The sequence below is a fragment of the Pseudomonas sp. P1_A1 genome (assembly GCF_056406935.1).
The window spans coordinates 21693-36317 of sequence record NZ_JBFTZE010000021.1 but is presented as its reverse complement, the minus strand read 5'-3'; the positions used below and the strand labels follow the sequence as shown (position 1 = coordinate 36317).

General features: G+C 58.7%; 12 protein-coding genes. 1 reads left to right on the top strand and 11 read right to left on the bottom strand.

Features of this window, described 5'->3' with window-relative positions:
* Positions 1-2: 2 nt before the first annotated feature.
* Positions 3-632 (bottom strand): class I SAM-dependent methyltransferase, encoded by a 630-nt coding sequence (locus AC1D2Q_RS25025; protein ID WP_477814904.1) that lies wholly within the window; start codon positions 630-632, stop codon positions 3-5.
* 450 nt (positions 633-1082) lie between these two features.
* On the opposite strand from AC1D2Q_RS25025, the gene AC1D2Q_RS25020 reads away from it, so the two are divergent.
* The gene (locus tag AC1D2Q_RS25020; RefSeq protein WP_477814903.1) at positions 1083-3998 is read left to right on the top strand and encodes an RHS repeat domain-containing protein; all 2916 of its coding nucleotides are present in this window, start codon (positions 1083-1085) and stop codon (positions 3996-3998) included.
* Positions 3999-4090: 92 nt separating this feature from the next.
* On the opposite strand, the gene AC1D2Q_RS25015 is transcribed toward AC1D2Q_RS25020, so the two are convergent.
* The 10 genes from AC1D2Q_RS25015 to tcyJ form a co-directional block, all read right to left on the bottom strand.
* Positions 4091-4735, bottom strand: a complete 645-nt coding sequence (locus AC1D2Q_RS25015) for a methionine ABC transporter permease (RefSeq protein ID WP_008005138.1) — start codon at positions 4733-4735, stop codon at positions 4091-4093.
* On the bottom strand, positions 4725-5846 hold the full coding sequence (locus AC1D2Q_RS25010; protein ID WP_477814902.1) for a methionine ABC transporter ATP-binding protein: 1122 nt from the start codon (positions 5844-5846) through the stop codon (positions 4725-4727). The genes AC1D2Q_RS25015 and AC1D2Q_RS25010 overlap by 11 nt, the downstream gene beginning before the upstream one ends.
* Before the next feature lie 2 nt (positions 5847-5848).
* Positions 5849-6658: a MetQ/NlpA family ABC transporter substrate-binding protein gene (locus tag AC1D2Q_RS25005; RefSeq protein ID WP_477814901.1), complete on the bottom strand. Its 810-nt coding sequence runs from the start codon at positions 6656-6658 to the stop codon at positions 5849-5851.
* A gap of 147 nt (positions 6659-6805) precedes the next feature.
* Positions 6806-8158 carry an LLM class flavin-dependent oxidoreductase gene (locus AC1D2Q_RS25000; RefSeq protein ID WP_477814900.1) on the bottom strand — a complete coding sequence of 451 codons (1353 nt, stop codon included), beginning with the start codon at positions 8156-8158 and terminating at the stop codon, positions 6806-6808.
* Positions 8158-9351, bottom strand: coding sequence for an SfnB family sulfur acquisition oxidoreductase (locus AC1D2Q_RS24995; RefSeq protein ID WP_477814899.1), 1194 nt, complete (start codon positions 9349-9351; stop codon positions 8158-8160). The genes AC1D2Q_RS25000 and AC1D2Q_RS24995 overlap by 1 nt, the downstream gene beginning before the upstream one ends.
* A gap of 23 nt (positions 9352-9374) precedes the next feature.
* On the bottom strand, positions 9375-10616 hold the full coding sequence (locus tag AC1D2Q_RS24990; RefSeq protein WP_477814898.1) for an SfnB family sulfur acquisition oxidoreductase: 1242 nt from the start codon (positions 10614-10616) through the stop codon (positions 9375-9377).
* A gap of 315 nt (positions 10617-10931) precedes the next feature.
* A complete protein-coding gene (locus AC1D2Q_RS24985) occupies positions 10932-11696 on the bottom strand; it encodes a hypothetical protein (protein ID WP_477814897.1) in 765 nt (254 codons plus the stop codon).
* A 507-nt stretch (positions 11697-12203) separates the two neighbouring features.
* The gene (tcyN, locus tag AC1D2Q_RS24980) at positions 12204-12953 is read right to left on the bottom strand and encodes an L-cystine ABC transporter ATP-binding protein TcyN (RefSeq protein ID WP_007939567.1); all 750 of its coding nucleotides are present in this window, start codon (positions 12951-12953) and stop codon (positions 12204-12206) included.
* Between the two features lie 4 nt (positions 12954-12957).
* Positions 12958-13623: a cystine ABC transporter permease gene (gene tcyL, locus AC1D2Q_RS24975; RefSeq protein ID WP_007939566.1), complete on the bottom strand. Its 666-nt coding sequence runs from the start codon at positions 13621-13623 to the stop codon at positions 12958-12960.
* Positions 13623-14417, bottom strand: coding sequence for a cystine ABC transporter substrate-binding protein (gene tcyJ / locus AC1D2Q_RS24970; protein ID WP_007939565.1), 795 nt, complete (start codon positions 14415-14417; stop codon positions 13623-13625). Before tcyJ ends, tcyL begins: the two co-directional genes overlap by 1 nt.
* Between the last annotated feature and the right edge of the window lie 208 nt (positions 14418-14625).

Genomic DNA, 14625 nt, shown 5'->3' with positions numbered 1-14625 from the left:
GATCAGTCGGCTCGACGCCAAACACTCGCCAACCAAGGCTGCTGCTCCCGCGGCAGCCCCGCCGGCCGGTAGTAATGTTCCAGCTCCACAAACCCCGCCTCGGTCAGCATTTCCCGCCACACCTGAAGATCGTAATACGCCCCATACCGCGGTCCGTTCCAGCCTTCCTGATTCTCACCACGGGGATTGGAACTGAACAACACGCCGCCCGGCTTCAACGCCTCGCGCAGCTGCTTCAACACCCGAGGCAATTCCTGACTCGGCACATGAAACAGCACCGCATTGGCAAAAATCCCGTCAAACCGCTCGGCCGGCAGATCGAGTTTCAGAAAGTCCTGCTGCCAGACCTCGCAACCGCTGTCGTCCCGGGCCATCTGCGCAAGCTTTTCCGAACCGTCGAGCCCGATGGCGATATGGCCCATGAGGGTGAAGGTTTTCAGGTCGCGGCCAGGGCCGCAGCCGAAGTCGAGAATGCTGAAGGGCGCCTCACCCTGAATATGCCGCAACAGGGCATCGATGTTCTGGCTGACATCGTGATCGCGAGTGCCTTCACGGAAGTCCTCGGCCACCGAGTTGTAATGGCTCAGAGTGGTGGAGGTGATCTGCTCCAGGTCGGTGGGAGTCTGTTTCATGGTTGGCTACGCAGGCAATGGGGATCCGCCGAATATACGCCATGACAGCCACCATAACTTTCAGGTAATAAAAAACACCTGACATGAGGTAGCGCTATGCGCCTGATAAGATCCGGGCGACTAAACCCGATCACTGATGAGCAGTGACGAACCGAGACTAGCCACGAGATTCCGTCGGCGCAAGCGAGCGGAATGATCTAGGAAATGTCCTGCAAATGAAAGGGATCGGGCCTGCTGGCCCCCTGATTTTCCTGTGCAAAAAATTCCCTTCGAAGGTCGGTGATTACCTGTGGCAGACGCGCTTTTGTGGCGAGGGGCTTGCTCCCGTTCGATTGCGCAGCAATCGTAAAACCTGCCGCCCCGAGTATGGCCACCTGTTAGTTCTAACAGTATCGGCTTGGCAGATGAGGGTTCATATTGTTCCTCGTCTTCAAACGATGGTGACTTGTAATGAGAGCGAATCATGACTTCGCTACGCCCACTTTGTCGGTCAAGGATCCGCGTGAGTTAGTGATCCGTAGCGTGGGCTACTGCCGCCATCCCGACAAACCAGTCATCGAGTCGCGCATCAGTCGGCAAATTTTCGACACCGCGGGGCGGTTGATTCAGTTGTGGGACCCGCGATTGTGGGGAACGGCGCCGAAGCCGAATGTGGCCACGATCCACGGCCTGAGTGGGCAGCCTGTGCTGTCGGACAGCGTGGATGCCGGGTGGCAGTTGAGCCTTTTGGATCAGGCAGGTTCACTGCGTTCGTTCTGGGACGGTCGTGGCAACAAGCGGCACATCGACTATGACGATCAACAACGGCCGATAACCGTCACGGAACAGGCGGCTGGAGAACTGCCACAGGTGGTGGAGCGGTTGACCTATGCTGGTGCCGCTCCAATGTTCACCGTACACAATCAGTGCGGGCGACTGATCCGTCATGACGATCCAGCGGGCTCTCAACTCGTCGGCGACTACGGTCTGGCGGGTTCAGTGTTGATGGAAAGCAGACGATTTCTCGCTGAACTGGAAACACCTGACTGGCCTAACGACCCTGAAGCCCGAGACGAGTTGCTGGAAGATCTGTCGTTCGTCACCCGCTACGCCTTCCTTCCTACGGGTGATATTCAACGTCAGACCGATGCCAAGGGGAATATCCGAACCTTTAGCTATGGCGTGGCAGGCAAGCTCAGTGAAGTCGGGCTGCTACAGGCTGGGGATGGCAAGCAACCACAATGTCTGGTCAGCAACATTCGCTACAACGCCGATGGCCAGATCGAAAGCGAAACGGCGGGCAATGGCGTTGAAACACGAGTTGAGTACGACGCCGAGAACGGTCGTTTGACAAGGTTGGTGGCAGTAAGGAATCAACAGCCGTTGCAGGACCTGAACTACCTCTACGATCCGATAGGCAACATTGTCGAGGTGGAAGACAAGTCCCAACCCGTGACGCATTTCAACAACCAGCGTATCGAACCGATCAACCGCTACCGCTATGACAGCCTGTATCAACTGATCGAAGCCAAGGGTTGGGAAGTCACCAACCCAAGCCACGGACCCGCGTTACCGGAATTGCTGCCCACACCGCTGGACCCCAATCAGCGGCGCAATTACATACAGCGATTCGATTACGACCCAGCGGGCAATTTGATCTCTCGCCACCACAGCGGTGCGCCCGGTTTCTCGATGTTTACCTCTGCGGGCAGTAACCGAAGCCTGGCTCAACGGGATGATGGTTCATTGCCGGGTGAACCTGAAATCGCATCGGGTTTTGATGCCTGCGGCAACCAGCTGGAGCTGCAACGCGGACAAGCCATGGTTTGGGATATTCGCAACCAGTTGAGTCGGGTGACCTTGGTCAAGCGTGAGGGAGAACCCGACGATTACGAATGTTATGTCTACGACCACCCAGGTCATCGGTTGCGCAAGGTGCATTTCAACCAGACCAATCGACGAACCCTGCGAGCTGACGTCTGTTACCTACCCGGCCTGGAAGTCCACCGACAGGCTGATGGCGAGGAGCACCATGTCATTTGCGTCGAAGCAGGACGTAGTAGCGTTCGAGCGTTGCATTGGCCCGAGGGTACGCATGACGATCAATTGCGCTACAGCCTCGACGATCACCTCGGCTCAAGCACGTTGGAATTGGACGACGAGGCAGGCGTGCTGACCCAGGAACGCTATTACCCCTTTGGTGGTACGGCGTGCTGGGCGGGTATAAGTGCGTTGGTGGCGAAGTACAAAAGCGTTCGGTATTCGAAGAAAGAGCGGGATGCGACAGGTCTTTACTGCTTTGGGTTTCGGTATTACGCACCCTGGTTGCAACGTTGGATAAGTCCGGATCCGGCATGGGATGGGCTCAACGCATTTGAGATGGTCGGGAACAGTCCTCTGAGTTTTTTTGACCCCGACGGTTTGACAAGAGAGGCAGCGAGTAAGAGGTGGAGAGCGGCCTATGATGCGGTGGCGGCCACTAACTCGGGGGTTCGGGTACGAACCGTTGTGCCGGGAATAATCGCTGTTGATGTCGTCGGTGGAAATGAACTCTTCAATCGCTTGGGCATTGGGCTGACACGTGACGTCGACAGCGTCAGAAGGCTTTCGTATTTGTCCATTGACGCTTCTCTGAAAGGAAAAGTTGCGGGAGGTGTTCGCCCGGTTCATCTCAAAAGTTTGTCGGGGACAGCTATCAAGTCTGAGGCCCGGAAAAAAAACGCCGGTGCGATGGCCTATATAAACGGTGGCTTTTTTAACATGGGGGGAGGGGCGAGTAAGGAGGCCCCTGGTTATGCATCCGTTGGCCCCAACGTCATTGACGGTCGCCGAAGGGAATATGCCGATATTCCTCGAGACTATCGCTCAAATTATATGAAGATCCAGATGGATGACCTTTCGATGATTCATTCCGGGCCTTTGCTTTCAGATAACGGCAAGGCTACCTTCCCCCAGGAAATGCTGAGTCAGCCCCGGTTTCAGTTTACCAACCGAACCAGCACGCCGGGCAGGCTGGGTCATGCGAGCGCGCCAAATGCTCGTTCCGGCATCAGCCTTCCCAATCCAGACGCAGATGGGCAGCGTACACGGCTGGCAATGGGCACTACCGAGGGGCGAACCCATGAATCTCCCGGTTACACGATGCCCGAATGGTCCATGGTTATGGCCAGGCTCGACAGATTGAACGGTTCTGGCTGGCAATCAGTGAATCTTGATGGAGGTTATTCGACTGTCTTGGGGGTTGTCGGTGCCGAAGGTCAATCTCTCATGACGCGGTCATATCCTGGTGCGCCAGATAGAGCCGTTGGAAATTTCATAGCCTACTATCAGAAGTCACCCGGTTTTTCTCAACGACTGTCCAACACCGTTCAAAGGTGGTTTTCTTGAGCGTGAGTGTATGAGATCAAACGGTGTGTTTGAGCGAAGGTTTACTGGATCTGAGCGGGAGTGGGAACGCCCTCGCTCAGGTTCAACGCAGATCAACGCTTGTTCAACCCCCGAGCCAACCGATCCCCGCCCAACTGAATCACCGCCACCAACACCACCAGCAACACAATCACCGTCAACATGATCTGGCTATCAAACCGCTGATACCCATACCGGTAAGCAATGTCGCCCAACCCACCGGCACCAATCGCCCCGGCCATGGCCGACGAGTTGATCATCGTTACCAACGTAATGGTGAAACCCCCGACAATCCCCGGTAGCGCCTCGGGCAACAGCACATGCCAGACGATATGCCAGCGTCGGCAGCCCATCGCCTGCGCCGCTTCGATCAACCCATGGTCGACCTCGCGCAAACTGACCTCGGCAATGCGTGCGAAAAACGGCGTGGCGGCGATGGTCAGCGGCACCACCGCCGCCCACACGCCGTACGTGGTACCGACGATCAGCCGGGTAAACGGAATCAGCGCCACCATCAGAATCAGAAACGGAATCGAGCGGAACAGGTTCACGAACGCGCCCAGTGCGCGGTTCAGTGCCGGTGCTTCATAGATTCCACCTTTGGCGCTGGTGACCAGGATCACCGCCAACGGAATGCCCGCCAGCAGCGCGATCAGCGACGACACGCCGACCATCAAAAAGGTGTCGATAAAACCTTGCAGCAACCGATCAAACCACATAACCCAGCACCTCCACCTGTTGCGCCCAATGGCCGGCGCGCTGACGCAATTCCTCGGCGCCAAGGGACGAACCGGTCACCGCCAGCAGCAGTTGCCCGAGCGCATGGCCCTGAATCCGTTCCACGCCCCCTTGCAGCAAGCGCACGCGGCCACCGAGGGCGCTGAACAGTGCTGCCAGGTCTGGCTCGTCGCGTGTATTGCCGGTGAATTGCAAGCGCAGGACCACGGCGGCGTCAGAAGACTGCGGCTGTGCCCGCAAGCGGCTTTGCAGTTCGTCCGGCAGGCCGTGTTGCAGCGGTGCGAGCAAGGTCTTGCTGACCTCATGCTGCGGGTTGCCAAAGACTTCCCAGACCGGCCCTTGCTCGACGATTCGTCCGTGCTCCAGCACCACGATCCGATCGCAGATATCGCGGATCACCGCCATCTCGTGGGTAATCAGCACGATGGTCAGGCCCAGTCGCTGATTGATCTCGCGCAACAGGCCGAGGATCGATTGGGTGGTCTCCGGATCCAGCGCCGAAGTGGCCTCGTCACACAGCAGAATTTCCGGGTCATGCACCAACGCACGGGCGATGCCGACACGTTGTTTCTGCCCGCCGGAAAGCTGCGCCGGATAAGCCTTGTACTTGCCTTGCAGGCCCACCAGTTCCAGCAATTCACGGACCTTCTGCTCGCGTTTTTCCTTGGGCACACCGGCGACTTTCAGCGGCAACTCGACGTTCTGCCAAACCGTCTTGGCTGACATCAAATTGAAGTGCTGGAAGATCATGCCGATCCGTCGGCGCAGCGCCACCAGGCGCTCTTCATCGAACTCGCCGATGTCCACCTGATCGATCAGCACACGCCCGCTGCTCGGTTGTTCGAGGCGGTTGATGGTGCGGATCAGCGACGACTTGCCGGCACCGCTGCGCCCGATAATGCCGAACACTTCGCCGCGCTGGATCGCCAGGTCGATACCCTGCAGGGCCGCCACCGGACCTTGCTGGCCGGTGTAGGTTTTGCCCAGGCCGATGAAGCGCACATGAGCGCGGTTCAGTTCGGGGTGCAGCTCGGTGCGTTCAGCGCTGTGCGGCTCTGGAGTCTCCAGTCGCCGTTGGATGGCGGCGGTCATGCTCAGCTTTCCCAACCGGCTTGATAGAGCTTGCCGTGGGCTTTATCCAGCGCTGCGCGAACGGCTGGCGAGTGCTGATAGATGTCGACGAATTTGATCAGGCGCGGGTCGTTTTTGCTCTTGGGCTGGATCACGAACTGGATCACGTATTCCTTGTGATCGAGACCATCGAACAGCAGCGCGGAGCTGGCATCGAAGGTCTTCGACAGACGAATGTAGGCCGGGTAGCCCTGGACCAGATCGGCGTCGTCATAGGCGCGTACCAGTTGCACGGCTTCGACCTGGAGGATTTTGATTTTCTTCGGGTTGGCGATGATGTCTTCTTCGGTGGCCTTGTAGCCTACGCCCGGTTTGAGCGTGATCAACCCGGCCTTGGCCAATAGCTGCAGGCCGCGACCGCTGTTGATCGGGTCGTTGGCGATGGCCACGCTGGCGCCTTCTGGCAACTCATCGAAGCTTTTGTATTTCTTCGAATAAAGGCCGACGTTGTTGATGATGCCCGGGGCGAACGGCACCAGATCAAAACCGGCAGCGGCCTTGGCGTTTTCCAGGAACGGGATGTGCTGGAAATAGTTCACGTCGATGTCGCCCGAGGCGAGGCTGACGTTGGGGGCGATCCAGTCGCTGAATTCCACCAGTTCGACTTTCAGGCCTTGTTTGCTGGCTTCCTCTACGGCGGCCTCCAGGGGAATGGCGAAGGCGGCGGTGGTGCCGACTTTCAGCGGCGCGTCGGCGGCGAAGGTGATGGAGCTGAAGAGGCCGAGGGCCAGGGCCAGTGTTTTGACTGGGTGGGAGAGGTAGGTCTTTTTCATGATGAGTTTTCCAGTCAAGTTAAGGCCGATCGTTCCCACGCTCCGCGTGGGAATGCCTCCCGGGACGCTCCGCGTCCCTGCGGCGATGACGCAGAGCGTCACTGGCTGCATTCCCACGCAGAGCGTGGGAACGATCAGGGTCGGGGGTTAGTGTCGGTAGTGGGAGCCCGTGTGTTGCTCAGGCAAATGCGCGTCACGCTGAAACAGCTTTTCCCGCAGGCTGCCGTCGTCGTAAGCGGTCTTGTATGACCCTCGGCGCTGTAACTCCGGAATCACCAGCTCAATGAAATCCACATAGCTTTCCGGGGTGACGATCCGTGTCAGGTTGAAGCCGTCGAGGCCGGTTTCGGCGATCCACGATTCCAACTCATCGGCCACCTGCGACGGCGAGCCGACCACAGTGATATAGCGGCCACCGAGGGCGTGTTGTTCCAGCAGTTTGCGGCGGGTCCAGTCGTTGTTTTGCAGGTTCTTGGTGGCAGACTGGATGGCGTTGCTCTTCACGTACTGGATCGGTTCGTCGAGTTCGTACTCGGAAAAATCGATCCCGGTGGACGCCGAAAAGTGCGCCACGCCGGCCTCGGCGCTGGCGTAGCTCAGGTATTCGGCATGCTTGGCCCAGGCCAGCGCTTCGGTGGCGCCGACGATCACGTTCAAGCCCATGAACACCTTGATGTCCTCAGGCTTGCGCCCGGCCTCGACGGCGCTGGCGCGAACCTTGTCCACTTGAACCCGGGTCGCCGGTTTGTTCTGGCCGCTGATGAACACGCACTCGGCATGCCGCCCGGCGAACAGCAAACCGCGATCCGAGCTGCCGGCCTGGAACAGCACCGGCGTGCGTTGCGGCGACGGCTCGCAGAGGTGATATCCCTCGACCTGATAGAACTCGCCCTTGTGCTCGACCTTGTGCACTTTGTCCGGCTGGGCGTAGATCCGTTGCTCGCGGTCGTTGAGCACCGCGCCGTTTTCCCAGCTGCCCTCCCAGAGTTTGTAGAGCACTTGCAGGTATTCGTCGGCCTGGTCGTAACGTCGGTCGTGTTCCACCTGCTCGCTCAGGCCCATGGCCTTGGCGGCGCTGTCCAGATAGCCGGTGACGATGTTCCAGCCGACCCGGCCGCGACTCAGGTGATCGAGGGTCGACAGGCGCCGGGCGAACAGATACGGCGGCTCGTAGGTCAGGTTGGCGGTCAGGCCGAAGCCGAGGTTTTTGGTGACGGCGGCCATGGCCGAGACCAGCAGGAGCGGGTCGTTGACCGGTAACTGGATCGACTCTTTGAGCGGCACGTCCACCGAGTTCTGGTAGACGTCGTACACGCCGACGATGTCGGCGATGAACAGACCGTCGAACAGTCCGCGCTCCAGCAGTTGCGCCAGTTCGGTCCAGTATTCGATCGTCTTGTACTGAGTGGAGGTGTCCCGTGGATGGGTCCACAGGCCATGGTTGATGTGCCCGATGCAGTTCATGTTGAACGCGTTGAGCAGGATCTTCTTTTTGCTCATCAAATGGTCCCCCGCAACGGCGGGTTTTCATCGTTGAGGTAGTAATTGCCCACCGCGTGATACTTCCAGCGCACCGGGTCGTGCAGGGTGTGAACCCGGGCGTTGCGCCAGTGACGGTCCAGACCATGTTCGATCAGGGTTGCCTGGCTACCGGCCAATTCGAACAACGTGCTGCCGGCGGCGAGGGAGATCTCGGTGCTGATGGCGCGGGCTTCGGCAACCGCAATCGACGCGGCGGCGACGGTGTCGGCGTTGGTGTCGGCCTGGGCCTGGTCGAGGAATTCGCCGGAGCGTTCCAGCAAGGCTTCGGTGGCATGCAGACGAATGCTCAAGTGGCCGAAACTCTTGATGGTCAGCGGGTCTTCGGTGGCTTTTTCATGTGTGGCGTCGATCCACGGCCGGGTTTTGGTGCGCACGAAATGCAATGCATCTTCATAGGCTGCGCGGGCAATGCCGGTGTCGATCGCGGCGTGGAGAATCTGCGCCAATGGGCCGACAGTGGTCGGGCGTTCGAACGCGCTTTGAAATGGAATCACGTCCTCGGCGGCAACGTAGACATCCTCGAACACCACCGAACCGCTGCCGGTGGTGCGCTGGCCGAAGCCGCTCCAGTCGTCGATGACTGTCAGGCCTTTGCTGTTGTACGGGACGAAGGCCAGTTGCTGCACGCCGTTTTCGTCCACCACAGAGGTGGGGATGCGCTGAGCGTAAATCGCGCCAGTGGCGTAGAACTTGCGGCCGTTGATGCGATAGCCGTCACCGTCGCGGGTCAGGCGGGAGACGCGGTCATGGGCGGTTTTGGTGCCCAGTTCCGCCAGTGCATTGCCGAAACGCTGGCCGGCCAGCACTTCGGCGTACAGGCGTTTTTTCTGCTCATGGCTGCCGTTCACACGGAGCACTTCGAGGGCGTAGAAATGGTTCTGCGGGATCTGCCCCAGGGAGCCGTCAGCCTGGGCGATCAACGCGATCACTTTGGCCAGGGTGACGTTGGAAACCCCGGCGCCGCCGTATTCCTTTGGCACGCTGATGCCCCAAAGGCCCGAACGGGAAAACACTTCCAGTTCCGGGTGCGGCAAACGACGTTCGCGGTCGCGCAGGGCGCTGTCGCGTTTGAAGTCGTCGGCCAGGTCACCGGCGACGATCAGGGCTTGCTCATCGCTGGTAATGACCGCGACGTTTCGAGAAAGAGACATGTGTTTCTCCAGCGATCTGGTCGTTAAATCCAGGAGTGGCGAGCCGGCAACGTGCCGTTCAAGTGATAAGCGCCAACCGCGTGATACTTCCAGCGCACCGGGTCGTGCAGCGTGTGCACCCGGGCATTGCGCCAGTGGCGGTCGAGGTTGAGCTCGGCGAGGGTGGCGCGGCTGCCGGCCAGCTCGAAGAGTTTTTCGCTGGCCAGCAGCGAGATCTCGGTGGTCAGCACTTTGGCCTCGGCAACGGCAATCGAGGCGCGTGCCGCGGACTCGGCGGTGAGCGGCGTGGCGTTGACCTGATCGAGCACTTGCCCGGCCTTGCGCAGCAGCGCTTCGGCGGCGTGCAGTTCGATTTTCAGCTTGCCGATATCGGCGATCACGTAGAGATCGTCGCTCGCCCGTTCGACCTTGGCGTCGATCCAGGGGCGTGCGCGTTTTTGCACGAATTCGATGGCGTCATCGATGGCGCCCCGGGCGATGCCGGCGTCGATAGCCGCTTGAATCAGTTGCGATACGGCGCCTTGAGTGTTCGGGCTGTCGTTGATCCTCCAGTTATCCACCACCAGCTCGGCGTCGACCCGCACGTTGTTGAGCAAAATGGTGCCGCTGGCGGTGGTGCGCTGGCCGAAACCCGACCAGTCATCAACGATGCGCAAGCCCGGCGTGCCACGACGAACGAAGGCCAGTACTTGCTTGCCGTCATCGTTCAGCGCCTTGACGGCCACCCAGTGGGCGAACAATGCGCCGGTGGAGTAGAACTTCTGCCCGTTGATGACGAAGCCATCGCCGTCGGCGGTGATTCGCGCCTTGAGCTCCAGGGTATTTTTGGTACCGCGCTCCGGTCCCGCGTTACCGATCCTCCAGCCTTCGAGCACGCTTTTGAACAGCTGCTTTTTCTGCGACTCGGTGGCACTGCCGAGTACCAGGTTGAGAATCCCGAAGTGGTTCTGCGGGATCTGCCCCAGGGCCGGGTCGGCCGCGGAAATGATCGCGAAGACTTCGGCAACGGTGACGAATGAAACCTGTGGGCCGCCGTACTCACGCGGGATGGCGATGCTGCCCAGGCCGCTGCGGGTGAACTGTTCGATTTCCGACCAGGGCAGCTTGCGCTGCTGGTCACGTTTGGCGGCTTGCAGGCGAGCGACTTGCGCCAGCTCTTGGGCAGCCTTGATGGCTTGTGCGTCGTTGCGCAAGACCTGCGCGGGCAACAACAACGGGGCGATGTCCAGATCACTCTGGATGATTGCATCTGCCAGACTGGACATCAGTGCCGCTCCTTGGCTGCACGCAATGCCCTGGCGATTTGCACTGGGGTGATTGTGTTCCGGACCATACCTACCTCACATCTCATGAAAACGCCGCAGGTGTTGCGGCGAACGAAAAACACGAATGTCCGGTGGTCCGGTGTATATACCCTAAACGCGTGTAAATAATTAATGAACTAACTTTTAGGAATATGCATAGAAGGCCATCGTCCTTTAAATCGCCAAGATCGCAGCCTTCGGCAGCTCCTACAGGGTGTACACCAATCCAGGTAGGAGCTGCCGAAGGCTGCGATCTTTAGAGGTTTTACAGACGCCTCACCGTTTGCGGGGCTCAGCGGCTTTGAGCACTTCCTTCGGCGGCACTTTCAAGTAGGGATTGGCACAGCCGATCTTCAGGGTGCGTGCCGGTGCCCAGCGCGAGTTGTTGCCCACCCGATCGAGGATGCAGTAAGTCACTTCCAGTCGAAGGTCTTCGCCGGCTTCGAGAATGATTGCCGGTGGCACCCAGACGTGAATCGGCTGGCCCACATCGTCGGCCTTGAGTTTGGGCAGGTCCATGCGCACATCGCCCCAGCGCAGGGTGATTTCGTCGTCGGTGGCCATGTTCAGATACGGTTCGATGGTCAATGGCACACCGCGCTTGACCTGGTTCGGATTGACCCCCTGACGGCGAATGGTCTCGGGGATGAACACGGGCGCCAGGCTCTGGTTTTCCTCATCGCAAAGGGGCGAGGGCAGGCCGCCCGGGCAATCGAGTTTGATCTGGACGCGCGCCGCCGGTGATATCGCTGGCCCTTGCCCGACCTGCATGATTTTGTAATGGATGCGCGCAGATCCATTGGCAATGAAGCTCTCCGGCACCCGCAGGCTCACCGCTTTGCCGTCATGGTCGGCCCCCAACACGCTGGAAGCCACGTAGCAGTTGTTCCAGAACAGCTCGATCAGGTCGCCTTCGTCCATGCCGGGGTAGGGCGGCACGTCGATCATGAGATGAGCGGCCGAGGTGATGTTGATGCCGGCCTTGTGAGTTTGCGCCAGGGTCGGGGCTGCAAGTTCGGGTTTGTTCGAAGTGCTTGTCATGGGGTTCTCTCCTTGAAGCCTTACCGCGAAGTCCGTTTCTGAAAGATCGAAAGGTGTGAATTACCAGGCAACAAAACGATTCACTTTTTGTGTGTTTGAAGAGTGATCGAGTTTGATGAAAGTCGCTTGTTGGAGACTAGATAAGAGTGGGTTCGAATAGGTGTCAATAGTGTTTATTGGTTAAAGGTTGGTTCTTGGGTTATTCAGAAATTTCCTACGCAGTGTAGTTAGTAAACCGCATCGTGCTGTCGAATTTAGACCAATATTTTGTGGGTTTCATGCCCTGGAGGCAGCAACCCGTTGAGTGAGGATGGTGACGGATTTCATGGATTTTAAGAGAGATGAATCTGTTGCAGGACATATATATGTACCGCACGGGATGGCTGGAAGTTGCTTATGATTTGGATGAGTCAAATAGGTCAGGAGGGAGGGGTATGAGGTTTTTAGAAGAAGGAATGTGTCACTTCCATCCATGGAAGTTGACGGTTCTTTGAAAGGACGACGCAATTAAGCGTTATTAAGAAACTTGCTGAGAAACTGCTTCGTCCGTTCTTCTTTCGGGTTGGCAAAGAGCGCCTTGGCTTCGCCTTGTTCGACGATCACACCCTTGTCGAAAAACACCACGCGGTTGGCCACGTCCCGGGCAAAACCCATCTCGTGGGTGACGATCACCATGGTGCGTTTCTCCTCGGCCAGGCCGCGGATGGTCGCCAACACTTCGCCCACCAATTCCGGGTCCAGCGCCGAGGTCGGTTCATCGAACAGGATCACTTCCGGTTCCATCGCCAGCGCCCGGGCAATCGCCACGCGCTGTTGCTGACCACCGGAGAGACGTCGCGGGTAAGCGTCTTCCTTGCCCGCCAGGCCGACCTTGGCCAATAGCTTCTTACCCAAGGCAACGGCGTCGGCCCGTGGGATTTTCTTCACCACGATCGGGCCTTCGATGACGTTTTCCAGGGCCGTACGATGGGGGAACAGATTGAAGTTCTGGAACACGAAACCTACATGCTGGCGCAAGCGTCGTACCAGGCTCTGCTGCTGGTTCAGGGGACGGCTGCCATCGATCTCGATGTCGCCGACCTTGATCCGGCCGCTGGTGGGTTCTTCCAGAAAATTCAGGCAACGCAGGAACGTGGTCTTGCCCGAGCCGCTGGGGCCGATGATTGCCACCACCTCGCCTTCCTTCACCTGCAGATCGATGCCGTTGAGCACCACCTGACCCTTGAACTGCTTTGTCAGTTTTTCCACGACAATCATTGGGTCAGGACTCCTGGTCGTGCCGATTGACCCGCTCTTCCAACTTGTTCTGCAGGTGCGAAAGCACCGTGGCCAGAACCCAGTAGATCAGCGCGGCGGCAAGATACATGGTGAAAATTTCGAAGGTACGGGCGGTGATCAGCTGCGCCTGGCGGAACAGCTCCGGCACCTGAATGGTGGCCGCCAGCGCGGTGTCCTTGACCAGCGAGATGAAGCTGTTGCCCAACGGCGGCAGGGCCGTGCGCATCGCTTGCGGCAGAATGGCCCGGCGCAGGGTTTGCGCGCGGGTCATGCCGATACTGGCCGCAGCTTCCCATTGGCCGCGCTCGATGGAGCTGATCGCGGCACGCAGGATTTCGCAGGCGTAGGCCGCCATGTTCAGCGAGAAGCCGATCAGGGCTGCCGGCAGCGGATCAAGTTCGATGCCCAATTGCGGCAAGCCGTAATAGATCACGAACAGTTGCACCAGCAACGGCGTGCCGCGAAAGAACGACACGTAGATGCGGGAAATCCAGCTCACCAGTTTGAAGCGCGACAGGCGCATCAACGCCAGGCCGAAGCCCATCAGCAGGCCGAAGAACATTCCGCCCAGGCTCAGGATGACCGTGTAATACGCGCCCTTGAGTAGAAAGGGCGCGGAGTCCAGCGCGAGTTGGAAAGCTTCTCCCATTATTGAGTGACGTCAGCGCTGAAGTATTTTTCCGAAAGCTTTTTCAGCGTACCGTCGGCACGCAGCTTGTCGATGGCTTTGTTCACCGCGGCCAGCAGTTCAGGCTCGCCTTTGCGCAAGGCTATACCGGCCTCCTGGCGGGAGAACGCTTCGCCGGCGGCGGCAGTGTCCTTGGCCTTCCTGGCGTATTCCAGCGCGGCCAGGCGGTCGATCAGAATGGCGTCGATGCGGCCGACGCGCAGATCCTGGAACTTGCTCGGGTCATCTTCGTAGGTGCGGACGTCAGCCTTAGGTACATTCTCTTTCACCCACTGCTCGTAGTTAGTGCCCAGGCCTACGCCGACTTTCTTACCGGCCAGATCGGCGGCGGTCTTGATGGTGTCTTTGTTTTTGGTCAGGGTCAGCGCCTGAATCCCGGAAACAGTGTACGGCTCGGAGAAGTCGTACTTTTTCTTGCGCTCTTCGGTGATGGTTACCTGGTTGATCACCGCGTCCAGACGCTTGGATTCCAGGGCCGCGAGGATGCCTTCCCATTTGGTTGGCTGCAGTTTGACCTTCACGCCCAGCTCTTTGGCCAAGGCTTCGGAGAACTCGACTTCGAAGCCGTTCAGTTTGCCGGCCTCGTCGACGAAGCTGAACGGCGGATAAGTGCCTTCCAGGCCGACGTTGATCACGCCGGCGTCCTTGATTTTTTGCAGCTGCTCTCCGGCAACCGCTTGCCCGAGCAGGCCGGCGCTCAGCGCCAGGCCCAACGAGCCCACCAGCAGATTTCTACGTAGTGCGGAAAAATTCATGACAAGCCCCTGTGTTTTCTTATGGAAGACGCTTAAGGAAAGTTGGCAAATTCGGGATTTGAACGACTGCGATATCCTGCCCTAAAGCAGCTTATGCGTCTCGCTGCAAATTCGCCTGCGGCGCGACTATATGATGTCGTCTTTAGATAGGAAAATAATAAATATTAAGTTTGTTATTCTTTTATGAGATATGCGGGGTTGCTTGGAG